This window comes from Streptomyces mexicanus (assembly GCF_902506575.1).
Lineage (GTDB): Bacteria > Actinomycetota > Actinomycetes > Streptomycetales > Streptomycetaceae > Streptomyces > Streptomyces mexicanus.
In genome coordinates, this window is sequence record NZ_LR732544.1 from 15,393 (window position 1) to 39,600 (window position 24,208).

Below are 24,208 nucleotides of genomic sequence, written 5' to 3' on the forward strand. Positions count from 1 at the left end.
TCTCCTCGACCACGCCGCCGACCGCGCCGGCGTGCTCGGCGGCGGCGCCTGCCGGAGGCCCCCTGTGAACCGTTCCCTGCGGGTGAGGGCGCTGCTCGCCCTCGCCGTGATCGCCGCATCCCTGTACATCGCCGTCACCGTGCCGGTCCGCCTGGGACTCGATCTGCGCGGCGGCACCCAACTCGTCCTGGAGACCCGCTCGACCCCCACGGCCGACGCCGACGGCACGGCCACCGACCGCACCCTGGAGGTGCTGCGCCGCCGGATCGACGCGCTCGGCGTCGCCGAACCCACCCTCGTCCGCTCCGGCGACCACCGGATCATCGTCGAACTCCCCGGCGTGCAGGACCCGTCCACGGCCGCCGACGTCCTCGGCCGTACCGCCCAGCTGACGTTCCACCCGGTGCTCGGCACCGCCGACGACACCACCGCCCGGGCGCAGCGGCAGGGGCCCGGCGAACGGGTGCTGCCCGACGACGCGGGCACGCCTCTGCGGCTCGGCGCCGCGACCCTGACCGGCGAGCACGTCAAGGAAGCCGCCGCGCGGTTCGACGGGCAGGACGGCGCCGGATGGCATGTCGCCGTGGGCTTCCACGGCGCCGGCCGGGACGGCTGGGCCCGGCTGACCGGCGAGGCCGCCTGCCGTCCGCCGGGAGATCCGGCGCGCCGCGTGGCCATCGTCCTCGACGACAAGATCATCTCCTCGCCGCAGGTCGCCCCCTCCATCGCCTGCGGGACCGGCATCCGCGACGGCGCCACCGAGATCACCGGTTCCTTCGGCCCCGAGGAGGCCAGGGAGCTGTCGTCGCTCATCAACGGCGGCGCCCTGCCGGTCCCCGTGGAGACCGTCGAACAGCGCACCGTCGGCCCGACCCTGGGTGCGCAGGCCATCACCGCCGGCGCCTGGGCCGCCGTCATCGGCACGGCGCTGACCGCGTTGTTCATCATCGTCGTCTACCGGCTGATGGGCGTGCTGGCCACCGTCGCCCTGGTCTGCTACGGCCTCGTCTCCTACGCCGCCCTGGCCCTGCTCGGCGCCACCCTGACCCTGCCCGGACTGGCCGGGTTCGTGCTGGCCATCGGGATGGCCGTGGACGCCAACGTGCTCGTGTTCGAACGGGCCCGGGAGGAGTACGCGAGCCGCAGCCGCCCCAGCGCCCGCTCGGCCCTGGCCGCCGGATTCCGCAACGCCCTCGGCGCCATCGCCGACTCCAACATCACCACGTTGATCGCGGCCGCCCTGCTGTTCTTCCTCGCCTCCGGCCCCGTACGGGGCTTCGGCGTCACCCTCGGCATCGGCGTGCTCGCCTCCATGTTCAGCGCCCTGGTGATCACCCGGGTGCTCGCCGAGTCCGTCGCAGGCCGCCCCGGCGTACGCCGCCGTCCGCGCCTCACCGGTATCGCGACCACGGGCGCCGTCCGCGACCGTCTCACCCGGCGCGAGCCGCGGCTGATGCGCCATCCGCGCCGCTGGCTCGCCACCTGCGCCGCCGTGCTCGTCCTGGCCGGTACGGGCATCGCGGTGCGCGGTGTCGACCTGGGCGTGGAGTTCACCGGCGGGCGCCTCATCGAGTACGCCACCACGGGCCCGGTCGACCCCGACCGGGTCCGCACCGCCCTAGTCGGCGCCGGGTTCCCCCGCGCGGTCGTCCAGTCCTCCGGGGACACGGCGCTGACGGTGCGCACCGATCCGCTGACCGACGCCGAGGAGGCACAGGTCACCGGCACCGTGCGCGGCCTGGTGGGCGGCGCGGAGAAGGTCCGCGACGAACTGGTCGGCCCCAGTGTCGGCAAGGAGCTGCGCCGCGGCGCGCTGATCGCGCTCGCCGTGGCCCTGGGGGCGCAACTCCTCTATCTGGCCGCCCGCTTCCGCTGGGTGTTCGGCACCGCGGCGGTCGTCGCGCTCGCCCAGGACGTGGTGATCCTGGTCGGCGTATTCGCCTGGCTCGGCAAACCCGTCGACGGCGTGTTCGTGGCGGCCCTGCTCACCGTCATCGGCTATTCGGTCAACGACTCCGTCGTCCTCTTCGACCGCGTCCGGGAACTGGTCCGCAGGACCCCGGGCACACCCTTGGCCGACCTCGCGAACCAGGCGATCCTGCAGACCCTGCCGCGCACCGTGAACACCGGCACGGGCGCCGCGTTCGTCCTCATCGCGCTCGCCGTGCTGGGCGGATCGGCGCTCACCGACTTCGCCCTGGCCCTGCTGATCGGCATCGCCGTCGGCACGTACTCCTCCGTCTTCACCGCCGCGCCCGTCGCGATCCAGCTCCACGGCGACAGGGGCGGCCCGGCAACCTGACACGCCGACGCGGGCAGCCTCTTCGCGCCGGTGCGCCCGGTGGCCCGTCCAGCCCCTGGACGCCCCACATCCGGCATGCGGATCGCGCGGGGGCCCGGCGCAGGCCGAGGTCAAGGGCCGCGCTCCCTGCGCGACGCCCTCGCGCAGGCGACAAGCGCGCGCAGCCCCCGGGGCGTCCCCGCTGAACCGACGACCGTCGCGACCGCGGGCGCCCTCACCCGACCGACGGTCCGGACGCGCGGATCGAGTCGACGGGCCTTAGCGTCGTAGTGCCTGCGATGACAGGACGCAGGGTCAGGGCGGTCCCCGCACGCAGCGCCCTGGGCAGGGGCCGCCCCTTGCGTCCTGCGGGCCGGGCAGCGGAGACGTCGCCCGTCCGCGCCCGGGTCCGCCGTCGGCACGTTCTCCCGCGCAGCCCGGGCGGGAGCGCCGAGCCCGCCCGACACCCGGGTCACCGGAAAGCCGGGATGCCGGTGACGGAACGGCCGACCACGAGGGTGTGGACCTCGCTGGTGCCCTCGTAGGTGAGGACGGACTCGAGGTTGTTGGCGTGCCGGATCACCGGATACTCCAGGGTGATGCCGTTGGCGCCGAGCAGGGTGCGGCACTGGCGGGCGATCTCCAGCGCCTCGCGGAGGGTGTTGAGCTTGCCGAGGCTGATCCGCTCGGGGGTGATCCGGCCGGCGTCCTTCAGGCGTCCCAGCTGGAGCGCGAGCAGCATGCTCTTGCCGAGTTCGAGTGTCATGTCGGCCAGCTTCTGCTGCGTGAGCTGGAAACCGGCCAGGGGGCGGTCGAAGACGGTGCGGTCGGCGGCGTAGGCGAGCGCGGTCTCCAGGCAGTCGCGGGCGGCGCCCACAGCGCCGAAGACGATGCCGAACCGGGCCTCGTTCAGGCAGCCGAGCGGGCCTGACAGGCCGCGCGCCCCCGGGAGCACGGCGTCGGCGGGCAGCCGGACGTCCTCCAGGACGAGTTCACTGGTCACCGAGGCGCGCAGGGAGACCTTGTGCCGGATGTCGTGCGCGGTGAAACCGGGGGTACCGGCGGGGACGAGGAAACCGCGCACGCCGTCGTCGGTACGGGCCCAGACGACGGCGATGTCGGCGACCGAGCCGTTGGTGATCCACATCTTGGTGCCGTTGAGCACCCAGTCGCCCCCGTCCCGCCTGGCGGGCGTGCGCAGGGCGCCCGGGTCGGGGCCGGCGTCCGGCTCGGTCAGCCCGAAGCAGCCGATGAACCGGCCGGCCGCCATGCCGGGCAGCCACTAGCCCTGGACGGAGACGAGGCTGCGCAGGCCGGAGTCGACGGCTTCGAGTTCCAGGCAGGCCAGGCCGTAGGCCACGGCACCGGTACCGGCGCAGCCATAGCCTTGCAAGTGCATGCCGAGCACGCCCAACTCGCCCAGTCGGGCGGCGAGTTCGCGCGCCGGAACGGATCCCCGCTCGAACCACTCCGCGACGTGGGGACGCAGGTCGCGGTCGCCCATGGCGCGGACGGTGTCGCGGATGTCGCGTTCCTCGTCGTTCAGCAGGGTGTCGATCCCGAACAGGTCGAAGGGGTGGAGGGACGGGGACGTCACGGGCATCTCCTGGTGGCTGCGTCGACACGGACGCGACGGCTGACAAGGCGGTCGGCCGACGGGGCAGCTGACGAGCCGCCAGGACAGCTGACGAGACGGCTGACAAGACAGCTGACCGGAGGCCGGCAAGCGGCTGACAACGACACGCACTGCGACTAGGATCTGGATATCGGATGTTGGATCCAATCCGGATCGTAGCTGGACGCCCGGTGCCTGCCAAGACACGAGAGGGAAGCCGCATGCCGTCTGATCACCCGGTGCCGTCCGGGGCCCTGTCCGGGATCGTCGTGGCCGACTTCGGCCGCGTGCTCGCGGCGCCGTACCTGACCATGCTGCTCGCCGACCTCGGCGCCGAGGTCATCAAGATCGAGCGGCCCGGCAGCGGCGACGAGACCCGGGCCTGGGGTCCCCCGTACGCCGACGGGGAAGCGACCTACTTCCTCGGTGTCAACCGCAAGAAACGCTCCGTCGTCCTGGACCTGACCGACGAACACGACCGCCGCGCCGCCCGGGAGATCGCCGCGCGCGCGGACGTGCTCGTGGAGAACTTCCGGCCCGGGACGATGGAGCGCCTCGGTCTCGGCTACGAGGAGCTGCGGGCGGTCAACCCCGGGCTGGTGTACTGCTCGGTGACCGGTTTCGGAACCGGTGGGGGAGCCGCGCTGCCCGGCTACGACCTGCTGGTGCAGGCCATGGGCGGGCTGATGAGCGTGACCGGCGAACCGGACGGCCAGGGCACCAAGGCCGGTGTCGCCCTGGTGGACGTCGTCACCGGTCTGCACGCGGGGATGGGCGTCCTGGCCGCCCTGCGCCACCGGGACCGCACCGGCACGGGGCAGCGGGTGGAGGTGTCCCTGCTCACCTCGCTGCTGTCCGCGCTGACCAACCAGGCATCGGCCTATGTGGCCGCGGGCGTGGTGCCGCGGGCCATGGGCAACCGCCATCCGTCGATCGCGCCGTACGAGGTGGTGCACGCCCAGGACCGTCCGCTGGCCCTCGCGGTGGGCAACGACCGGCAGTTCGCGGCCCTCTGCGCCGAACTGGGGCTTGCGGAACTCGCCGAGGATCCCCGCTTCGCCACCAATCCGGACCGCGTCGCCCACCGCGCCGAACTGCTGGCCGCGCTCGACGGCCCGTTGCGCACCCGCACCGCGGACGCCTGGTTCGAGGCGCTCACCGCCGTCGGCGTGCCCTGCGGTCCCATCAACGACCTGGCCGCGGCCTTCGCGTGCGCCGACCGCCTCGGACTCCAGGCACGGGTCCGCATCGACGACTCCCACCGCGAACGGGCGGTGGAACAGGTCGCCCACCCCGTCGATCCTGGCCACCGCACGCACCCCGGACCACCTCGCCGACCTCGTGGCCCGGCGCGTGGCCGGGCTGCCCCTGGAACAGGTGCTGGGCTGGGCCGAGTTCCACGGGCTGCGCATCGCCGTGGAGCCGGATGTCTTCGTGCCCCGGCGCCGTACCGAGTTCCTTGTCGACCAGGCCCTGGCCCAGGCGCCGGACGCGTCCGTCGTGGTGGACCTGTGCTGCGGGTCCGGTGCGGTGGGCGCCGCGCTGGCCGCCGCCCTCGGCGCCATCGAGCTGCACGCCGCCGACGTCCACCCCGCCGCGGTGCGCTGCGCCCGGCGCAACCTCGCGCCCGTGGGCGGGCGGGTCCACCAGGGCGACCTGTTCGCGGCGCTCCCGGCCGCCCTGCGCGGTCGCGTGGACATCCTCGCCGCCAACGTCCCCTACGTGCCCACCGGGGACGTCGGCCTCCTGCCGCCCGAAGCGCGCGACCACGAACCCGCGGTCGCCCTCGACGGCGGCCCGGACGGCCTGGACGTGCTGCGCCGGGTCACGGCCAGCGCCCCCGACTGGCTCGCCCCCGGCGGCTGCCTGCTCGTCGAGACCAGCGCGCGCCAGGCGCCCGCGGCCCTCGCGGCCTTCACCGCGAGCGGCCTGACCGCGCGCCTGGCGGTCTGCGGGGAGCTGGAGGCGACCGTCGTCGTGGGCACCCGGGGCTGAGGACGGCCGGTCCGTCCCCGCGGCGTCTTCCGGCCTGCGGCCCGCCGCTACCCGGGTGTCTGCGCGCGGGCCACGAGCAGTGCCACGTCGTCGTGGTTGTCCGGCTGGCGCAGGGAGAGCAGCAGATGGTCGCAGAGCTCCTCCAGCGGCCGCCCCGGGGCGTCCAGCAGGGTCAGCAGCAGGTACAGGCGCTCGTCCAGCGGGTGCCTGCGGGTCTCCACCAGCCCGTCGGTGTACAGGACCAGCTGGTCGCCGGGTTCCAGGTCGACCGTGGTGGTGGTGAAGGCGACGCCGCCGACGCCCGGCGGCACCCCGGTGGGCAGCTCCAGCAGTTCCGGGGGCCGGCCCGGCCGGGCGCGGGCCGGCGGCAGATGCCCGGCGTTGGCGATGCGGCACTGGCGCAGGCGCGGGTCGTGGACGGCGTACAGGCAGGTGGCGATGGAGTGGTCCAGGCCGTCGGTGATCCGGTCCAGGTGCTCCAGCAGCCGGGCGGGGTCCAGGTCCAGCGAGGCCAGCGCCTTCGTCGCGGTGCGCAGCCGTCCCCTGGTGGCGGCGGCGCCGATGCCGCTGCCCATGACGTCGCCGACGACCAGCGCCGTCTTGTCGTTCTCCAGCGGGATCACGTCGAACCAGTCGCCGCCCACCTCCACGGTGGCGCCCGCCGGCTGGTAGCGGGAGGCGACCTCCAGCCCGCCGGTGACGGACGGGTGCCGGGGCAGCAGGCTGCGCTGGAGGGTGAGGGCGGTGTCGCGGGCGTTCTGGTACCAGCGGGCGTTGTCGATCTGCACGGCCGCGCGGGCGGCCAGTTCCCGGGCGAGCAGGACGTCGTCCGCGCTGAAGGGACGGGGATTGCGGGTGCGTTTGAGGTCCAGGGCGCCCAGCACCTCGCCGCGGGCGATCAGCGGCACGGCGAGATAGGAGTGCACCCCCGCGCGGCGCAGCAGCACGGCGGCCTCCGGGGAGCGGGCGATACGGGCCAGATCCTCCTCCCGCACCTGCGCCACCAGCACCGGGCGCCCGGTGCGGACGCACTGCGTGACCAGGCGTTCGGGTCCGTAGCGGGCGATCTGACCGGTCGGGTCGGCGGCCTGGAGCGCCTCCGCCGCGCCCTCGGCCCTGACGGCCAGGGCGCGGATCACCGCGGGCTCGTGCGGCCCCAGGCTGCTGCGGCGGCCCGCGACGACCGCCTCCAGCAGGTCCACCGCCGCCACGTCGGCCAGCTCCGGCACGGCGACGTCGGCCAGCTCCCGGGCCGTGCGGTCCAGCTCCAGGGTGGTGCCGATCCGGGCGGAGGCGTCGGCGATGAGGGCCAGGCGCCGGCGCGCCGCCTCGGCCTCCAGGCCGGCCCGGTGCTGCTCGGTGATGTCCACGACCGACACGGCCACGCCCAGCACCGTGCCGACGGCGTCCTCCAGGCGGTACATCGACACCGACAGGGCGCGTTCCTCGTCCGGCGCGGCCGGGGTGCGGCCGAGGACGAAGACGTCGACGAGGGGCGTGCCGGTCCGCAGCACCCGGAGCGCGGCGGACTCCAGCTCGGCGGCGTCCAGGTGCGGCAGCACCTCGGGGACCGTCCGCCCGATGCGCTGCTCGGCCGGGACACCGTCGATCCGCTCCAGCGCCGGGTTGACCGAGACGTAGCGCAGGTGCGTGTCCAGGACGGCCAGGCCGATCGGGGACTGCGAGACGATCCGCGCCGACAGCGCCACGTCGCGCTCCAGGCGCCGTACCGTCGACTGGTCGGCGGCCAGGCCGAGCGCGTAGACGTCCCCCCGGTCGTCCAGCAGCCGCATGTTGCGGAACTCCACCAGGCGGGTGCTGCCGTCCTTGTGCCGGATGGGAAAGGCGCCCGCCCACCCCTTGCCGGTGCGCAGGACATCGGCGAAGAGCTTGATGACCAGGTCGAGGTGCTCCTCGTGCACCATCAGCCGGCCGGCGAGCTGCCCGAGCGCCTCCTGCGCCGAGTAGCCGAACAGCTCCTCGGCCTGCGGGCTCCACAGCACGATGCGCCCCGTGGCGTCGAGCACGACCGACGCCACGCCCAGCACGTCGAGCAGGCCGCTCGGCTGCGCCGGGCCGAGGGGCGCGTTGCCGCCCTGGGCCGAGGGAGCCCCGGCTGCCGTCATCCCACGCACCGCCTTCGTCCGTCCGTGCGATTCGTCGTCCCCGGTGCCGACTACACCCCGTTGTACCGCGTCGGCACCCACCTCGCCGAGGGGCCGCCGCCTCTCCCGCGCGGGGCCGCCACCTTTCCTCGCCGGGGGCGTCGCCTTCCTCCACCATCCCTCAGCACCCGGCCGGCCGTCCCGCCGACGCGGCCGGTCGACCCGCTCGCCGCGGCCCCCGCGCGGGGGGTGGTGCTCTTCGGGACGCCGGTGTTTGCTGAAGGGAACACCGCGGGGAGGAGTGGCACGCGGCTCGGGGGGAACCCCGCGAGCGGTACCGCAGCGCGGCCACGAGAGGAGCGATCACGATGGACAGTGAGCACCCGGAATCCGTCTCGGTGGAGCTGAGCGGATGCAGCAAGGAGGACGCCCGGACCGTGTTCGACGCCCTGCGCTCCTGCTTCACGTCCGACCGGCGCGCGGACGACGTGCCTCGTGACTTCCACGAGGCGCGCCCGACGGTGTGGCTCGGCACCTTCGACGTGGCCGACGCCCACGGGTCCTGCGGCCCGACCCACCTTCGGGGCTCCGTGACGGCGGACGTGCAGGGCGGCTACTGGGCGATCGACCGGTTCCGCGCCGCGCTCGACTCCCTGTTCACCGTGGAGGACCTGTGCACGGCCTCCGGGGACCAGGAACGCGAGCTGCACGTGCGGCTGCAGGGCCGCTGACGCCCGCATCCGGCCGGGTGACCTACGGGGCCGCCGTCCCTCCGGGGCGGCGGCCCTCTGCACGCCCACGCAGGCCCGCCCTTCCGCCCCCCGTTATGCAACTAGTTGCATAAAGTCGTCGGCGTCCTCTACAACTACGGGGACGACACCGCGCACGGAGGGGCCGATGAGCCGTTACCCGCACCTGCTGAGCCCGCTCGACCTGGGCTTCACCACCCTGCCCAACCGCGTCCTGATGGGCTCGATGCACACCGGCCTGGAAGAGGCCGAGCGGGGCTTCGAACGGATGGCGGCGTTCTACGCCGCCCGCGCCCGCGGGGGAGTGGGCCTGATCGTCACCGGCGGCATCGCGCCCAACGACGAGGGGCGGCCGTACGAGGGCGGCGCCAAGCTGACCACCGAGGAGGAGGCCGCCCGGCACCGGCTCGTCACCGACGCCGTGCACCGCGAGGGCGGCCGGATCGCCCTGCAGATCCTGCACTTCGGCCGCTACGCCTACCACCGCGACCTGGTCGCGCCCAGCCCGCTGCAGGCGCCCATCAGCCCCTACGTGCCCCGCGAACTCACCGACGCCGACATCGAACGCACCATCGACGACTACGCCCGCACCGCCCGTCTGGCCCGGCAGGCCGGTTACGACGGCGTGGAGATCATGGGCTCCGAGGGCTACCTCATCAACGAGTTCACCGCCGCGCGGACCAACCACCGCACCGACCGCTGGGGCGGCTCGCCCGCCCACCGCATGCGCTTCCCCGTCGAGATCGTCCGCCGGGTGCGCGAGGCGGCCGGGGACGACTTCATCATCGTCTACCGGCTGTCCATGCTCGACCTGGTCCCGGACGGCTCGTCCCTGGCGGAGGTGATCGCGCTCGCGCAGGCCGTCGAGGCCGCGGGGGCGACGATCATCAACACCGGCATCGGCTGGCACGAGGCCCGCATCCCCACCATCGCCACCTCCGTGCCGCGCGGCGCCTACACCTGGGTGACCAGGAAACTCATGGGTGCGGTCACCGTCCCGCTGGTCACCACCAACCGCATCAACACCCCCGACCTCGCCGAGCGACTGCTCGCCGAGGGCTGCGCCGACATGGTGTCGCTGGCCCGCCCGATGCTCGCCGACCCCGACTTCGTCGCCAAGGCCGCGGCCGGGACACCGGAGGCCATCAACACCTGCATCGGCTGCAACCAGGCCTGCCTGGACCACACCTTCAACGGGAAGATCACCTCCTGCCTGGTCAACCCGCGCGCCTGCCACGAGACCGAGCTGGTGCTCACCCCTACCCGGCGGCGCAAGTCCGTCGCCGTCGTCGGCGCCGGCCCGGCGGGCCTGGCCTGTGCCGTGGGCGCCGCCGAACGCGGCCACGCCGTCACCCTCTTCGAGGCGGCGAGCGAGATCGGCGGCCAGCTGAACGTCGCCCGCAGGGTGCCGGGCAAGCAGGAGTTCGACGAGACGCTGCGCTACTTCCGCCACCGGCTCGACGCGCCCGGCGTGGACGTACGCCTGGACACCCGGGCCGCCGCAGCCGACCTCACCGGTTACGACGAGGTCGTCGTCGCCACCGGCGTCACCCCGCGCACCCCCGACATCCCCGGGGTGGACCATCCGAGCGTCGTCGGCTACCTCGACGTGCTGCGGGGCGGCGCACCCGTCGGCGACCGGGTGGCGATCCTCGGCGCGGGCGGCATCGGCTTCGACGTAGCCGCCTGGCTGACCGACGGCGGCGACAAGGCGAGCGAGGACCCGGAGACGTACTTCCGCCACTGGGGCGTCGACATGGACTACCGCGCGCCGGGCGGCCTGGCCGCGCCGCAGCGGCCCGCCCCGCCGCGCACCGTCCACCTGCTGCAGCGCAGGCCCGGCAAGGTCGGCGCCGGCCTGGGCCGGACGACCGGCTGGATCCACCGCACCGAACTGCGCCACCGCGGCGTCACCATGGTGCCGGGCGTGCGCTACGACCGGATCGACGACGCCGGGCTGCACCTGACCGTGGACGGCGAGCCCACCGTGCTTCAGGTGGACACCGTCGTGCTGTGCACAGGGCAGGAACCGCGCCGCGACCTGTACGAGGAACTGCTCGCCGCGGGACGTGCCGCGCACGTCATCGGCGGGGCGGACGTGGCCGCCGAACTCGACGCCAAGCGCGCCGTCCAGCAGGGCACCGAGCTGGCGGCGGCCCTGTAGCGGCCGCGGCGCGGGCAGGGAGCACCCCGTTCGGCCGTCCCTAGGATGGCCCCATGTCACTCCCGCACGCGATCCTCACCGCCCTGCTCGAGAAGCCGTCGTCGGGGCTCGAGCTGACGCGCCGCTTCGACCGGTCGATCGGCTACTTCTGGTCGGCGACGCATCAGCAGATCTACCGGGAGCTGGGCAGGCTGGAGCGGGAGGGGCTGATCCGGGCCCTGCCGTCCGAGCAGCCGGCCCGCGGGCAGCGCAAGAGCTACGAGGTGCTGCCCGCGGGCCGGGCCGAACTGAGCCGCTGGACCGCGGCCTCCCAGGACCCCAAGCCGCTGCGGGACCCCCTGCTGCCGCGGCTGCGCGCCGCCGCCGCGATCGGCACCGCCGGCCTGGAGGACGACCTGCGGCGCCATCTCCAGCTGCACGAGCGGCAGTTGGCCGAGTACCGGGAGATCGAGCGGCGCGACTTCCCGCCCGGCAGCGACAGCGCCCAGGACCGGCTGCACCATCTGATCCTGCGGGCCGGGATCGACCTGGAGACCTTCTGGACCCGCTGGCTGCGCCACGCGCTGGAGGAGTTCGCCGACCTGCCGGACGGCTCCTGAGCCGGCCCCCGCCCCGGCCGGGTGCGCATGCTCGCCCATGCCCGCGCGACCGGCCGGTCACAGCCGGTACGGCTGCGAGGAGCGGCGGCGCAGGTACCAGCCGGGGCCGATCATCGCGGCCCCCACCAGGGCCCCGCCCGCGACGAGCGGGACGGGCCCGTGGCCGTCGGCGCCGGGGCTCCGGCCGCCCGGCCGGCCGCGCGAGGCCGCCGGAGCGGCGGAAACGGCCGGGCCGGACGGGGCGGGCACGGCGATCGACTGGGTGCCGGCGGTGGTGTTGTCCGCGCAGACCACGAGCACGGTGTACGTGCCCGGGCGGACGTCCTGCCACGCGGCCGACTGGCTGGTCGCCCCTCCCGTCAGTTCCGCCCGGCGTCCCTCGGCGACGCTGGTCTGACCCGCGGCGAGCAGGGAGGCCGTGCCCCAGACGCCGTCGATCTCGGGGCACACAGCGGTCACCGACACCGTGGAGCCGCTGGTGCTCACGAAGATCCCCGGCTCGGCGGCGGCAGGGCCGACGGCGAGTCCGAGCGCGAGGGCGGCGGCCGCCGCCACCGGGCCGGGGCGCAGGTGTGGCTGAGTGTTGCCCATGCGACAGTCCTCCGGAGGCACGGTCGGCGGATCGTCCCAGGTGCCGCCGGAGAAAGGGGATCGCCCGTGCCGCCTCAGGGGCAGCAAACGCCGTCCGGCCGCCTCCCGCACGCCGGGCCGGACCGCGCGGGTGACGAGCCGTCCGTCCGGGGCATCCGGCCCGCCGCGGCGACCGGTTCGGGGCGGGCCCCCGGCGTGCCCCGCGGAGCGGCCGCCCCGTGGTCGCGGCCGGTTCCGCGACGAGGCCGTCCCCGCGGTCGCGGCCGGTTCCGCGACGAGGCCGTCCCCGCGGTCGCGGCCGGTTCCCCGGTGCAGGGGCGGCTTCGGTGGTGACGGCCGTTCGGCGACGAAGCCGTCCGCGGTCAGGGACGGGTGTGCGACGAGCCCGGCCCGGTGGTCACGGTCCGTTCCGCGGAGAAGCCGCCCCAGGTGCCGTCGGGCAGCCTGGCCCGCAGCCGTACCCGGTGGTCCACCCCGGCCTGACGGCCCAGGTAGAAGCTGTACGTCGCCCGGCCGCGCGGGGCGGTGCCGCCCCAGACGAGGGAAGTGGCGGGCCGCCCGTCGAGTTCGATCTGGTACTCCGTCACCGCACCGTCGACGCGCGGCGGCAGCCAGTCGAGGTCGAGGTAGTACGCCCCGTCCGCACGGTGTGTGCCGGCGTGGAAGGCGGTGGGCGCGGTGCCCTGACCGGCGTCGGAGCCCGGCGCGGTGGTGAGCCGGACGGGCGCGGAGGCGGCGGAGAGGTTGCCGGCCGCGTCGCGGGCGCGGACGGTGAAGGTGTAGCGGGTGTGCGGGCGCAGCCCCGTGACCACGGTCGCCGTCTGACTGCCGCTCACACTGTGGATCTTCGCGGCGCCCTGGTGGATGTCGTAGGAGACCACACCCCGGTCGTCCGTGGACGGGGACCAGGACAGCTGGACGGCCCGGCTGCCCACCACCCGGCCCCGCGGGGCGGCGGGCCGGGTCGGGGCGGTGCGGTCCGCGGCGACGGCGGCGGGCGTCGTGGCCCGCACCTGGGCGCTGCGCGGCCCGAGCCGCCCCCGGGCGTCCCGGGCGCGCACGGTGAAGACATACGTGGTCGCGGGGGAGAGCCGGGTGACGTCCACCATGTGCGTGGACGCCGGGACCTCCGTCACTTTCGCCGTGCCGCGATACACCTCGTAGGCGCGGACGCCGGTGCTCGAGACGACGGCGTTCCACATCACGTGCACGCTGGTGGCGCTGCCCGCCGCGGCGGTGACCCCGGTCGGCGCCCCCGGAGCGCCGCCCTCGGCGTCGTCCGCGACACCCCGGCCGCAGGCGGCGAGCAGCGCCAGCGCGGCGCCCAGCGTCACGACACGCCCGGGAAAGAGGCGACGTCGGCGGGTGGGCTCCGGAACGTGTCGCACGAGGTCTGCCTCCCCGTCAACTGCGGCGCCGGACAGGCCCGGTCACCGCTCGGGTCAATGGTCCGGACCAATATGCCGTTCCGTTCGGAGCCCATCAAGGGGGCGGCCAGGGGTGACTTGAGGGCCCGGTTACGTATGCTGAACACCAACCCGGCCGAACTGCCCGGACACGAGGGGCAGTTCACGCCGTGGCGCGGACCGCTGTCGTCGCTGATCCCGCGCCGGCACGGGCGGCCGGGGCCCCGGCCGTCGTGGCCCCGGTGCCCCGACCGCCCGGCAGGTGTTACGGGCCCTGCGCCGCCCGGTCCCCTAACGTGGGCCGCACGATCACCTTCACCCCCAGGGGACGAAGGTGCCGTCCATGTCCCCGAGGAGAGGGATCCTTATTGTGCGAGTCCAGTCGCTGACGGTCGTCGCGGCGAGCGCCGCCCTGCTCGCGCCGCCGACCCTGCCCGCCGCCGAGCCGCCGCGGCCCCGGCAGGAGCCGCCGGCGCGCAGTGCGGGCGCCGTCCGCGCCTCCGACCTGCTGGCCCGGGCGCGGGGCTGCGAGCGGGTCTCCCGCGGCCGCTACCGCCCCGACGCCGGAGCGCCCGCCACCATCCCGGTCTGCGCGCTGCCCGGTGCGGTCTACTGGAAGGCCGACATGGACATCGACTGCGACGGACGCCCCACCCAGCGCTGCAACCGCCGCACCGACCCGTACTTCTCGCCCGCCGCGGCCCACGCCCAGTCCGACGGCCGCCGTCTGAACGCCGAGCGCCTGCCGTACATCGTGCTGCCCGCCCCCAGCCGTATCTGGAACCACCGCGCCCGCGGGCTCGGCGGCGGCTCCGTCCCCGCGGTCGTCTACCGCGGCCGGGTGCAGTATGCGGTCGTCGGCGACTACGGCCCCCGCGACATCATCGGCGAGGCCTCCTACGCCACCGCCCGCCGGCCGGGCATCCCCGCCGACCCGCACCGCGGCGGGGTCCGCTCGGGCGTGACCTACATCGTCTTCGAGGACTCCCGGATCAGCCGGATCGAGGACCACGCGGCCGCCGTCGCGCAGGGGCAGCGGCTCGCGCGGCGCCTGGTGGCCGCCTCCGCCGTCCCGGCCGGATAGCGCCGGCGGCCACGGCCGGGCAGCACGCGCGCCCCCGGCCCGTGACCACGGCGGGCGGGGCCGCCCGCGCGCCGGAGCAACAGCCGCCGCACGCCGTGCCGCAGTCGTCGCGCACCACCGCGCCGCCCGCGGCCCGCCCGTCCGGCCGTCCCTCACACCTTCCGGTAGTCGTACGCCTCCCGGGCCGCCGCCTCCACCGCGTCGAGGTCGGCTCCCGTGGCCGCCGTGACGACCGCGGCCACCGCGCCCTCGACGAACGGCGCGTCCACCAGGCGGGTGCCCTCCGGCAGCTCGTCGCCCTCGGCGAGCAGCGCCTTCACCGTGAGCACCGCACTGCCCAGGTCGGTCAGGACCGCCACTCCGGCGCCCCGGTCCACGGTCGCGGCGGCCGCGGCGACCAGCTCCGCGCTGGTGCCCAGGCCCCCGTCCTCCCTGCCGCCCGCCGGGGCCACGGGCACCGCCGCCGCGCCGCCCGCCAGGCCCTTGGCCAGTTCGGCCACCGATGCGGCCACCTCCGCGCTGTGCGACACCAGCACGATCCCGACCAGCTTGTCGTCACTCACCGCACGCCCTCCGATCCCGCCGCGGCCTCGGCCAGAGCCGCGATCAGCAGCGCCGACGACGTCGCCCCCGGATCCTGGTGCCCGATGCTGCGCTCACCCAGATAACTCGCCCGGCCCTTGCGGGCCTGCAACGGCGTGGTCGCCTCGGCCCCCTGCTCGGCGGCCGCGCGCGCGGCGGCGAAGCCGTCACCGAGCGCGTCGACGGCCGGCACCAGCGCGTCGACCATGGTCTTGTCGCCCGGCACGGCCCCGCCGAGCGTCTTCACCCCCTCGACACCCGCCCGCAGCGCCTGGGCGAGCTGTTCCTCGCTCACCTCGGCCTCCTCCCCGAGCGCCTTGCCGGTGCGCCGCAGCAGCGTGCCGTACAGCGGCCCGGAGGCGCCGCCCACCGTCGAGATCAGCAGCCGCCCCGCGAGGGTGAGGACCGCGCCGGGCGTGTCCGGTGCCTCCTTCTCCAGCGCGGCCCGCACGGCCGTGAACCCGCGCTGCAGATTGCTGCCGTGATCGGCGTCCCCGATCGGCGAGTCCAGCGCGGTGAGCCGGTCCGCCTCGCGGTCGACGAACGCGGCGGCCGCCGTCATCCAACGGCGGAAGAAGTCGGTGTCGAGCACGAAAACTCCCTTGCGTGATAGGTGCGTTGATACGTCGGACACGACCACCGGGTCACACGCCCCAGCGCAGGGCCGGCGTGTTCACCGGCGCGTCCCACAGCCGCAGCAGCTCCTCGTCGATCTGGCACGGGGTGACCGAGGCACCCGCCATGTCGAGGGAGGTGACGTAGTTGCCGACCAGGGTGCGGGCCACGGCCACCCCGCGCTCGGCCAGCACCCGGTGCACCTCGGCGTTGAAGCCGTACAGCTCCAGCAGCGGGGTCGCCCCCATGCCGTTGACCAGCAGCAGCACCGGATTGCGGGGGTGGGGGTCCTCCAGGACCGCGTCCACCGCGACGTCGGCGATCTCCCCGGAGGTCATCACCGCCCGCCGCTCCCGGCCGGGCTCGCCGTGGATGCCGATGCCCAGTTCCAGCTCGCCCGGCGGCAGGTCGAAGGTGGGGGTGCCCTTGGCGGGCGTGGTCACCGCGCTCAGCGCGACCCCGAAACTGCGGGAGTTGTCGTTGACCTGCCGGGCGATCGACGCCACCCGCCCCAGCGGCTGCCCCTCCTCGGCCGCCGCGCCCGCGATCTTCCCCCCGAACACCGTCGCGCCGGTGCCGCGCCGCCCGGCCGTGTACAGGCTGTCGGTCACCGCCACGTCATCGTTGACCAGCACCTTGGCGACCTGGACGCCCTCGTCCTCCGCCAGCTCGGCCGCCATGTCGAAGTTCAGGACGTCACCGGTGTAGTTCTTCACCACGAACAGCACGCCCGCGCCGCTGTCCACGGCCGCCGCGGCCCGCACCATCTGGTCGGGCACGGGGGAGGTGAAGACCTCGCCGGGACAGGCCGCCGAGAGCATTCCCGGGCCCACGAACCCGCCGTGCAGCGGCTCGTGCCCCGAACCTCCGCCGGAGACCAGCGCCACCTTCCCGGCGACCGGCGCGTCCCGCCGTACGACCACCCGGTTCTCGACGTCGACCGTCAGCTCCGGATGGGCGGCCGCCATGCCGCGCAGAGCGTCCGCGACGACGGTCTCCGCGACGTTGATCAGCATCTTCATGGGCGTCTCCTCCTGGGCTCGGCACTGCGGGTCGTGGCGGTGCTGTTGCCGGCCGGGGCCGGCGGTGACGGTACGGCAGGCGCGGTCGGTGCCCGGTGCAGGTGTCGGCCGCCGCCCTGTCCGCTGTCTCTTGCCCGTCGTCTGGTGTCTCTGTACTCCTGGCAGTATCGACGGTGCGGCAGCGAAGGTCACCTATGACGTGTCACCGTGCGGCGTTCACGACACACAGCGCGGCCGAGATCGCCTTCTCACGGGGAGTTCCGCGCAGTCGGGATCGGGCGGCGCGCCGTGGGTTCCGTCGGTTCCGTCGCGCTTCAGCGCAGGCGCGGACGCGGCAGCGGACACGCCGTCCGGTGCGGGACGCCCGGCGTTCCCCGGCCGCGCGTCGTCCGGGCGCCCGCCGGCCAACGACCCCGGCCGCGCGTCTCGACGGCCTCCAAGTCGTCTTCGCCCTCGGCGCGGCAGGCCGGCTGCCGGTCACGGGCGCCGGCCGGCCACTCCTTCAGGTGCGCCGCGCCGGTGCCGGGCCCGTCGCGTGAGACCGGTGGCGAGCGCGCCGGGCAGGCGCGCTGCCCCGCCGGTCACCGCTCCCGGGCGCCGAAGAGATCCGCGTAGCGGGAGGGCAGCTCCTCGCAGAGGTGGTCGAAGCGTTCGCCGCCCACCGCGTCGGCGACGGTGGAGAGCACGGCCCCCACGTCCCACTGCGCGGTGCGCGGCCGGGCGCTGATCTGCTGGGCCACCCGCCGCAGGAACTCCTGCTGGTCGAAGTCCTCGGGCCGCCCGCGCTCCAGCCGCAGGGCCTCGTTCAGCGGGGCGGGGAGCTGGGACGCCAGGTCCTCGGCCTCCTGCGGGCCGACCCGGGAGGCGAGCACCCACAGCACCGCCCAGCTGACCTTCTCCGCCTCGTCCAGACTGCGGTACTCCCCGCGGTCGCGCACCCGATCGAGAAATTCTTCGAGCCTCATCGCGTCCTCCCGCGGCCGGGCCAGGTGGTGCAGGCCCCCGGGTGCCCGGCCCCCGGCTCCGGGAAACGGCCGGAACCGGGGGCCGCCTCACAGCCGGGGCTTCACCTCGAACCGCGGCCCCAGGTCCGGCTCGTCGCCGCCCGCCAGCTCGGTGACCGGGCCGTGCGTCTGGGCCAGGTCGTGCAGCAGGCCGCGGGTCTCCTCGGGCGGGAGCCCGCAGGCGCGGGCGATCTCCTCCAGGTGGCCCGCCGCCCCGCCGTGGCGTTCCTGGACGGCGCTCACCGCCTGGAACACCCGCTCGTGCCGCTCGCTGCGGCCCGGCCGCCCGGGCTCGGTGAACGGCCTGCCGGCGCTCTGTCCGGAGAGGTCCGCCCCCGGGTTCCCGGCCGGTTCCGGCTTCCTGCGCACCATGGCGCGCTCCTGTCCTCGTCGACTGCCTCGTGCGTTTGCGGGGCAACCCGGGTAACCGCCCTCGGCCCTGCCTCACCTCGGCACCTCCCGGTGTGACCGGCGGTCGAACGGGGCACGCGGTGGGCATGGTCGGCGACACGGACGACGTCAGGGAGATACGGCGGGAGGGCGCCGGCGGGCACCGCGCGGCGCCGCACACCGCCGACCTGCGGATCGAGGCATGGGCTCCGAGCCGGGAGGGCTGCCTGGCGGAGGCGGTGCGGGGCATGGTGGAGTGCTTCGCGGACGTCTCCGCGGTACGCCCCACCCACCTGGAACGGATCCGGTTCGCGCGGGCGGACGACGCGGATCTGCTGGCCGCGCTGCTGGACGAGGTCGTCTACCGGGTCGAGGTCCACGGGCAGGTGCCCGTCGAGGTGGACGCCGAGACGGTGGCCGACGGCGATCTGGAGGTGCGGCTGGGCGTCGTGCCCCTGGCGGACGTCGAGATCACCGGCGCGGCGCCGAAGGCCGTGTCCTGGCACGGGCTGCACATGGGGGCCGATCCGTACGGCTGGTCGTGCGCGGTGACCGTGGACGTGTGAGAGCCGGCGGGCCTGGGGCGTGCGGGCCCGGTGGACGAGCGGTTCGCGCGGGCCGCGCCGGTCGTCCCGCTCGGACGGCGCGACACCCCAGGAGGCCCCGGACGGCGCGACACCCCAGGAGGCCGGGTTCGGCCGTACGGACGCCGGTCATCCCTTGACCACGCCCAGCGGCACCAGTCGCGCCACGATGCGGCACAGACCGGCGCCCTCGCTGGCGGCCACCACCTCGCCGACGTCCTTGTACGCCTCCGGCGCCTCCTCGGCCAGCCCGCGCCACGACAACGGGCGCGCCGCGATGCCGTCCTGCGCCAGCCGGGCCCGCAGCTGACTGCCGCTGACCTTCCGGGCAGCCTCGTGCCGGCTCATCCGGCGGCCGGCGCCGTGGCAGGTGGAGAAGAACGCCCCGCCGCCCGCCACCCCGGCCAGCACGTACGAGGCCGTGCCCATCGTGCCGGGGATCAGCACCGGCTGACCCACCGCGCGCAGATCCTCCGGCAGGTCGGGATGGCCGGGCGGAAACGCCCTGGTGGCCCCCTTGCGGTGCACGCACAGCCGGCGCCGCCGGCCGGCGACCTCGTGGGTCTCGATCTTGGCGAGGTTGTGCGAGACGTCGTACACCAGCGACAGCCGGCGCCCGGCGACGCGGCCGAAGGCGCGGCGGGCGGCGTCGGTGAGCAGCTGACGGTTGGCCCGGCCGTAGTTGGCGGCGGCCGCCATGGCCCCGAGATAGGCCCGGCCCTCCGGGGAGTCCACCGGGGTGCAGGCCAGTTGCCGGTCGGGGACGCGGATGCCGTAGCGGGCCATGGCGCGGTCCATCGCGCGGACGTGGTCCGTGCAGATCTGGTGCCCCAGTCCGCGCGAGCCGCAGTGGATCATCACGCACACCTGGCCGGCCGCGATGCCGAACGCGTCGGCGGCCGGCGGGTCGTACACCTCGGCGACCTGCTGCACCTCCAGGAAGTGGTTGGCCGACCCCAGGCTGCCGACCTGCCCGAGCCCGCGCTCCCGGGCGCGGGGGCCGACCTGTCCGGCGTCGGCGTCGGCGACCGCCCCGCCGTCCTCGCAGCGCGCCAGGTCGCGTTCCTCTCCGTGGCCCTCCTCGACGGCGTACCGCGAGCCGCCCCGCAGCAGCCGCTCCAGCTGACCGGGGCCGGTCAGCCGCCACACCCCGCCGGGTCCGGCACCCCGTGGCACGGTCCGGCCCAGGACGTCCATGACCTCCTCCAGCGCGGGCGCCAGCTCGGCCCGGTCGCAGTCCGCGGCCAGCAGCCGCACTCCGCAGGAGATGTCGAAGCCCACCCCGCCGGGCGAGACCACGCCGCCCTCGTCGACCGCGGTCGCCGCGACCCCGCCGATGGGGAAGCCGTAGCCCCAGTGGATGTCCGGCATGGCGTAGGAGGCGGCGACGATGCCCGGCAGGGTGGCGACGTGGACCACCTGCGCCAGCGACTTCTCGGCGTCGGCGAGCAGCCCGCGGGTCGCGAACACGACCCCCGGCACCCGCATGTCGCCTTCCCGGGCGATGCGGAAGCGGTACCGGTCTTCCTCGACGAGTTCCATCGCGTCCTCCCGCGCGCCTGCGGCCGCGGCCCGACCGGCGCGCACCACGGGCCGGGTCAGTCGCCCGCGCCGCTCCTCACGTACGCCTCGTAGCCCTCCTCCTCCAGCCGTTCGGCGAGTTCGGGACCGCCGGAGTCGACGATCCGGCCCGCGGAGAAGACGTGCACGTGGTCGGGGTGGACGTAGCGCAGGATGCGTGTGTAGTGGGTGATCAGCAGTGTGGCGACCTCCCCGGTGGCGCGCACCCGGTTGACGCCCTCGGAGACGACGCGCAGCGCGTCGATGTCCAGGCCGGAGTCGGTCTCGTCCAGGATGGCGATCTTCGGCTTCAGCAGCTCCAGTTGGAGGATCTCGTGGCGTTTCTTCTCGCCTCCGGAGAACCCCTCGTTGACGTTGCGCTCGGCGAAGGCCGGATCGATCTGCAGGCGTGCCATCGCCTCCCGGACCTCCTTGAGCCAGGTGCGCAGGCGCGGGGCCTCGCCGCGCACCGCCGTGGCGGCGGCGCGCAGGAAGTTGACCATGGACACGCCGGGGACCTCGACCGGGTACTGCATGGCGAGGAACACCCCGGCGCGGGCGCGCTCGTCCACCTTCATGGCGAGCAGGTCCTCGCCGTCCAGGGTGACGGTGCCGGAGGTGATCCGGTACTTCGGGTGGCCGGCCAGGGCGTAGGCCAGGGTGGTCTTGCCGGAGCCGTTGGGTCCCATCAGCGCGTGCGTCTCGCCCTGCCGTACGGTCAGATCGACACCGCGGAGGATCTCCCGCGGCCCGTGATCGGTCTGCACCTGGCAGTGCAGGTCGTGGATGGCCAGGGTCGCCATGGCCGCCCCACCTCCTCCGTACGCCCGCCCAGGACCGGCCGCGGGGCACCCGCCCAGGACCGGCCGCGGGGCCTCACCTTCCAGTATCGGCCGCGCGGCGGTGAGGTTCACGTGGGACCTGGCCGCCGCGTGACGACGCACTGTGCGAGGGGTCAGTGGCGGGGCGCCGGGCCGGTGGGGGTGAGCGTCAGCGTCTGCTCGGCCGCGGTGCGCGAGCCGCCGACTGCGCTGCCGCCGGTGTCCTGCCAGAAGCGTGCGGGGGCCGTCTCGGCGGGCCGGGAGGGCCGGGCCGACAGGCCGATCACCAGGCCGCTGTAGCGGTTGACCAGCCGGTAGGTGCCGGTGGCGGCGCCGTCGGCGGTTCGCCCGGACACGACCCACCACTGCTGGCCGACGGTGGGGCCGCCCGCGGGGGCGGGGGTCACGGTGTCCCACGGCATGGGGCCCGCGAGGGCGAGGCTTGTTTCCTGGTCCGGGGCCTCCAGGCGGGTGAGCGCCTCCAGCTCGCCGTAGTCGAGGAAGATGCCGCGGCAGCCGCTGCACTGCTCGATCTGGACGCCGTTGCGGTTGTAGGTGTGCATCGGCGCATGGCACTTCGGACACTGCATGCTCGGCTCAACTCCTCGCCGGTCGGATCGGTTTGTGACCTCGCCGGGACAGACTGCCGTCCGGCTCCGGTCGGTTGCACCCTACGTGTCCCGGGTGCGGGACGGCGGGGCCGGGAGACGGCCCATGCGGTCGCAGGCGTCCACGACGGCCTGCTCCACCTCGTCCAGCGGGCGGCGGGCCGCGGCCGCCTTGGTGACGGCCCGGGCGGCGCTCTGCACGGTCAGGGCGCGCGCGGCCGGGTCGAGGGCGGCCCACGGGTCGCCGCCCGGAGGGACGGCCGGGCCGCCCGCGGCGCGGTAGGCGGTGAGGAAACGATTCCACTCCTCGGGCGACAGCAGACCGCAGGCGTACCAGGCGGCCGGGCGGGCCAGATCCCAGGCCGGGGTGCCGGTGCCGAGATCGTCGACGTCGATGAGCAGCCAGGTGCCGTCCGGGTCCGGGTGCCGCACGAGCTGGCCGAGGTGCAGATCGCCGTGGCACAGGACGCCGGGCCCCGACGCGGGTTCCTCGGCGCGGGCCCAGGCGGGCAGGGTCGCCCAGGCGCCGGGGTCGGCGAAGGCGAGGGTGGTGGCCGCCGTGAAGGCCCGGTGCGGGCCGGGGTGCGAGGTGCGGGGCGCGTAGCGCGGGGCGGCCCGTGCCGGGTGCAGAGGGGGGGCGCGCGGGGCCCCCCCGGAGGGGGGCCGTGGCCGGCGTAAGGGGTGAAAAGGGCCCGCCCCGGGGGCCCCGCCCCCGCGGCCCGGCACCCCGCGGCCCCGGCCCCCGCGCGCCCGGGACGGCCCCCCCCCATCTCCCCCCCCGGCCCCCCCCGCCCGCCGCACGGGCCCCGGCCGGGGCCCGCCCCTCCATACGGCCGTGCCGCGCGCGGCGCTCAATTCCCCTTCCCCCGGCCGCACTCGGCGGGTGACTTCGTCCGCGTGGCGGTGACCATCCGACGATTCGCTCGTTCTGCTGAACGTGCAGTCACAGGATGTCGTCCCGCGTCCCTCGTCCGCCCCCGAGCCGGTCGTCGACGTCGAGCAGGCGGAGGCCGCCCTCGTCGAGCACTATCCGCGGCTGGTCCGGCTCGCGCACCTGGTGCTGCCGCCCGGCCTCGGCCGGAGCCGGCGCGTCCTGACCGCCCACGCGCTCACCCAGCGCGCCCTGCCCCGGGGCCGCACCGCCCCCTCGGTGATTCCGGCGCAGTCCACCGGGGCGGCCGCGGATCCCGGCTACGCCTTCCTGCGGATCCGGGTGGTCCGTGCGGCGCTGGAGGCCGGCCGGGCGGGACGCGGCGGGCGGTGGCCGGGCCGGCTGCCGCCGCTGCTGCCGCAGGTGTGGGGGCTGAAGCTGTTCCCGCGCTCGGGCGGGGCCGACGAACTCGCCCTCGACCAGCGGCTGGGGGCACTGTCCGGTCCGGCCCGCGCCGCGTACGTGCTGCGCGGCCTGGAGCGGCTTCCCGACGCCGAGGTGCGCCAGGTGCTGTCGGCCGCAGGTGTGGCGGACCCGGCAGCCGCGCTGCGGGAGGCCGACCGCGTGCCCGCGCAGTACGCGCTGCTGGACTCCCCCGAGTTCGACCCCTGTTCGCTGCAGGCCCGCCCCACCGATCTGCTGCGGCGCCGGCAGCACACCAAGGCGGCGCTGGCCGCCGCCGCGGCCCTGGCCGTGTGCGGCGCGCTGGTCGCCCTGCCCGGCGGCGGCTGGGGCCCGGACGGCGCCGCCGCCCCCGCCTACGCGCAGAACCCCTCCGCCCGGGCCGCGCTCGACCCGGCCAGGCTCACCCGCATCTCCCCCGCCGCCTGGCGGACCTCCGCGCGCCTGGACTTCTCCGTGTGGCCCGCGCGTGGCGACCTGACCGGCGACAGCGCGCTGCTGCGCCGGGCGCTGGCGGTGTGGGCCCGGCCCGGGGAGTCCGTCCGGGTCACCGCCACCCCGGGCACGGCCTCCGGCGGCCCCGCCGGTCCGCCGCAGCTGCTGTACGCGGGCGACGTGGACAACGCCCATGTGGTGATCCTCTACGACGGGCTGCGCATCGTCCGCTACGCCGAGCCGAAGGGCTCCACGGCCGGGGCCGCGCTCGACTTCGCCCGCGTGGACGGCGCGGCGGGCGCGGAGGCCGCCGCGCTCGTGCTGGACCGCTCCGACGGCAATGTCCGCTATCTGACGGCCCCGTGGGTGCGGCAGGCCGCCGCGCGGGACCTGCTCCGGCCCGCCTCCGCCGCCCCGGCCCTGGCGCTGCGGGACGGTGTCACCGGACCGCTGGCCAGCCCGGCGTCCCGCGCCGGGGCGTGCACCTCCTGGAACGTGCTCCAGCTGACCGGCGACCACGGCACGCAGGTGCTCGCCGACCTGGGCGAGCTGGTCCCCGCCCACCCGACCACGGGCCGCCCCCCCGCCCCCGCGGCGGCCGCGGCCGCGGCGCGCCCGCCCGCCCCGCCGCCCCCCGCCCGGCCCCGCCGCGGGGGGCGCGGGCG

General features: G+C 75.5%; 19 protein-coding genes and 3 pseudogenes. 9 read left to right on the forward strand and 13 right to left on the reverse strand.

The window, feature by feature from the left end:
- Window positions 1–64: 64 nt before the first annotated feature.
- Entirely contained in the window at window positions 65–2,302 is a 2,238-nt protein-coding gene (secD, locus tag GV126_RS00065) for a protein translocase subunit SecD (RefSeq protein WP_159661864.1), read from the forward strand.
- A gap of 451 nt (window positions 2,303–2,753) precedes the next feature.
- Here secD and GV126_RS00070 read toward each other — a convergent pair.
- A pseudogene (locus tag GV126_RS00070) lies at window positions 2,754–3,884 on the reverse strand (acyl-CoA dehydrogenase family protein).
- A 233-nt stretch (window positions 3,885–4,117) separates the two neighbouring features.
- Between GV126_RS00070 and GV126_RS00075 the strand changes: the two are divergent.
- Window positions 4,118–5,194 (forward strand): annotated as a pseudogene (locus GV126_RS00075) (CaiB/BaiF CoA transferase family protein); the annotation flags it as partial.
- A gap of 1 nt (window position 5,195) precedes the next feature.
- A complete protein-coding gene (locus tag GV126_RS00080) occupies window positions 5,196–5,891 on the forward strand; it encodes a putative protein N(5)-glutamine methyltransferase (protein WP_159673119.1) in 696 nt (231 codons plus the stop codon).
- 47 nt (window positions 5,892–5,938) lie between these two features.
- On the opposite strand, the gene GV126_RS00085 is transcribed toward GV126_RS00080, so the two are convergent.
- Window positions 5,939–8,017, reverse strand: coding sequence for a SpoIIE family protein phosphatase (locus GV126_RS00085; RefSeq protein WP_159661865.1), 2,079 nt, complete (start codon window positions 8,015–8,017; stop codon window positions 5,939–5,941).
- 347 nt (window positions 8,018–8,364) lie between these two features.
- Here GV126_RS00085 and GV126_RS00090 point away from each other — a divergent pair, with 347 nt between their 5' ends.
- From GV126_RS00090 to GV126_RS00100, 3 genes are all read left to right on the forward strand, one after another.
- Window positions 8,365–8,727, forward strand: a complete 363-nt coding sequence (locus GV126_RS00090; protein ID WP_159661866.1) for a hypothetical protein — start codon at window positions 8,365–8,367, stop codon at window positions 8,725–8,727.
- 166 nt (window positions 8,728–8,893) lie between these two features.
- Window positions 8,894–10,909 carry an oxidoreductase gene (locus GV126_RS00095; RefSeq protein ID WP_159661867.1) on the forward strand — a complete coding sequence of 672 codons (2,016 nt, stop codon included), beginning with the start codon at window positions 8,894–8,896 and terminating at the stop codon, window positions 10,907–10,909.
- A 53-nt stretch (window positions 10,910–10,962) separates the two neighbouring features.
- Window positions 10,963–11,508, forward strand: a complete 546-nt coding sequence (locus GV126_RS00100) for a PadR family transcriptional regulator (protein ID WP_159661868.1) — start codon at window positions 10,963–10,965, stop codon at window positions 11,506–11,508.
- A 57-nt stretch (window positions 11,509–11,565) separates the two neighbouring features.
- Here the strand turns inward: GV126_RS00100 and GV126_RS00105 are convergent, their stop codons facing one another.
- Both GV126_RS00105 and GV126_RS00110 read right to left on the reverse strand, forming a co-directional pair.
- A complete protein-coding gene (locus GV126_RS00105) occupies window positions 11,566–12,099 on the reverse strand; it encodes a hypothetical protein (protein ID WP_159661869.1) in 534 nt (177 codons plus the stop codon).
- Between the two features lie 362 nt (window positions 12,100–12,461).
- Complete coding sequence (locus tag GV126_RS00110) at window positions 12,462–13,427, reverse strand: fibronectin type III domain-containing protein (RefSeq protein ID WP_159673121.1); 966 nt, start codon at window positions 13,425–13,427, stop codon at window positions 12,462–12,464.
- Window positions 13,428–13,875: 448 nt separating this feature from the next.
- Here GV126_RS00110 and GV126_RS00115 point away from each other — a divergent pair, with 448 nt between their 5' ends.
- A complete protein-coding gene (locus tag GV126_RS00115) occupies window positions 13,876–14,589 on the forward strand; it encodes a glycoside hydrolase family 75 protein (protein ID WP_159661870.1) in 714 nt (237 codons plus the stop codon).
- 152 nt (window positions 14,590–14,741) lie between these two features.
- Here the strand turns inward: GV126_RS00115 and GV126_RS00120 are convergent, their stop codons facing one another.
- The 5 genes from GV126_RS00120 to GV126_RS00140 form a co-directional block, all read right to left on the reverse strand.
- A complete protein-coding gene (locus GV126_RS00120; protein WP_159661871.1) occupies window positions 14,742–15,152 on the reverse strand; it encodes a PTS-dependent dihydroxyacetone kinase phosphotransferase subunit DhaM in 411 nt (136 codons plus the stop codon).
- The gene (gene dhaL, locus GV126_RS00125; protein WP_159661872.1) at window positions 15,149–15,763 is read right to left on the reverse strand and encodes a dihydroxyacetone kinase subunit DhaL; all 615 of its coding nucleotides are present in this window, start codon (window positions 15,761–15,763) and stop codon (window positions 15,149–15,151) included. Before dhaL ends, GV126_RS00120 begins: the two co-directional genes overlap by 4 nt.
- Window positions 15,764–15,815: 52 nt before the next feature.
- Window positions 15,816–16,808: a dihydroxyacetone kinase subunit DhaK gene (gene dhaK, locus GV126_RS00130; protein WP_159661873.1), complete on the reverse strand. Its 993-nt coding sequence runs from the start codon at window positions 16,806–16,808 to the stop codon at window positions 15,816–15,818.
- Between the two features lie 581 nt (window positions 16,809–17,389).
- Window positions 17,390–17,773 (reverse strand): DUF2267 domain-containing protein, encoded by a 384-nt coding sequence (locus GV126_RS00135; RefSeq protein WP_159661874.1) that lies wholly within the window; start codon window positions 17,771–17,773, stop codon window positions 17,390–17,392.
- An 87-nt stretch (window positions 17,774–17,860) separates the two neighbouring features.
- Window positions 17,861–18,184 (reverse strand): hypothetical protein, encoded by a 324-nt coding sequence (locus GV126_RS00140; RefSeq protein WP_159661875.1) that lies wholly within the window; start codon window positions 18,182–18,184, stop codon window positions 17,861–17,863.
- Window positions 18,185–18,309: 125 nt separating this feature from the next.
- On the opposite strand from GV126_RS00140, the gene GV126_RS00145 reads away from it, so the two are divergent.
- Window positions 18,310–18,768, forward strand: a complete 459-nt coding sequence (locus tag GV126_RS00145; protein WP_028423471.1) for an archease — start codon at window positions 18,310–18,312, stop codon at window positions 18,766–18,768.
- A 147-nt stretch (window positions 18,769–18,915) separates the two neighbouring features.
- Here GV126_RS00145 and GV126_RS00150 read toward each other — a convergent pair whose 3' ends face one another.
- The 4 genes and pseudogenes from GV126_RS00150 to GV126_RS00170 form a co-directional block, all read right to left on the reverse strand.
- Window positions 18,916–20,328: an RtcB family protein gene (locus GV126_RS00150; protein WP_159661876.1), complete on the reverse strand. Its 1,413-nt coding sequence runs from the start codon at window positions 20,326–20,328 to the stop codon at window positions 18,916–18,918.
- Between the two features lie 56 nt (window positions 20,329–20,384).
- Window positions 20,385–21,149, reverse strand: coding sequence for a Fe-S cluster assembly ATPase SufC (gene sufC, locus GV126_RS00155; RefSeq protein WP_159661877.1), 765 nt, complete (start codon window positions 21,147–21,149; stop codon window positions 20,385–20,387).
- A gap of 398 nt (window positions 21,150–21,547) precedes the next feature.
- A pseudogene (locus GV126_RS37550) lies at window positions 21,548–21,757 on the reverse strand (TFIIB-type zinc ribbon-containing protein); the annotation flags it as partial.
- An 81-nt stretch (window positions 21,758–21,838) separates the two neighbouring features.
- Window positions 21,839–22,651, reverse strand: coding sequence for a phosphotransferase family protein (locus GV126_RS00170; protein ID WP_438947820.1), 813 nt, complete (start codon window positions 22,649–22,651; stop codon window positions 21,839–21,841).
- Between the two features lie 61 nt (window positions 22,652–22,712).
- On the opposite strand from GV126_RS00170, the gene GV126_RS00175 reads away from it, so the two are divergent.
- The coding region (locus GV126_RS00175) for a hypothetical protein (protein WP_236569797.1) at window positions 22,713–24,208 on the forward strand (1,496 nt) is incomplete at its 3' end.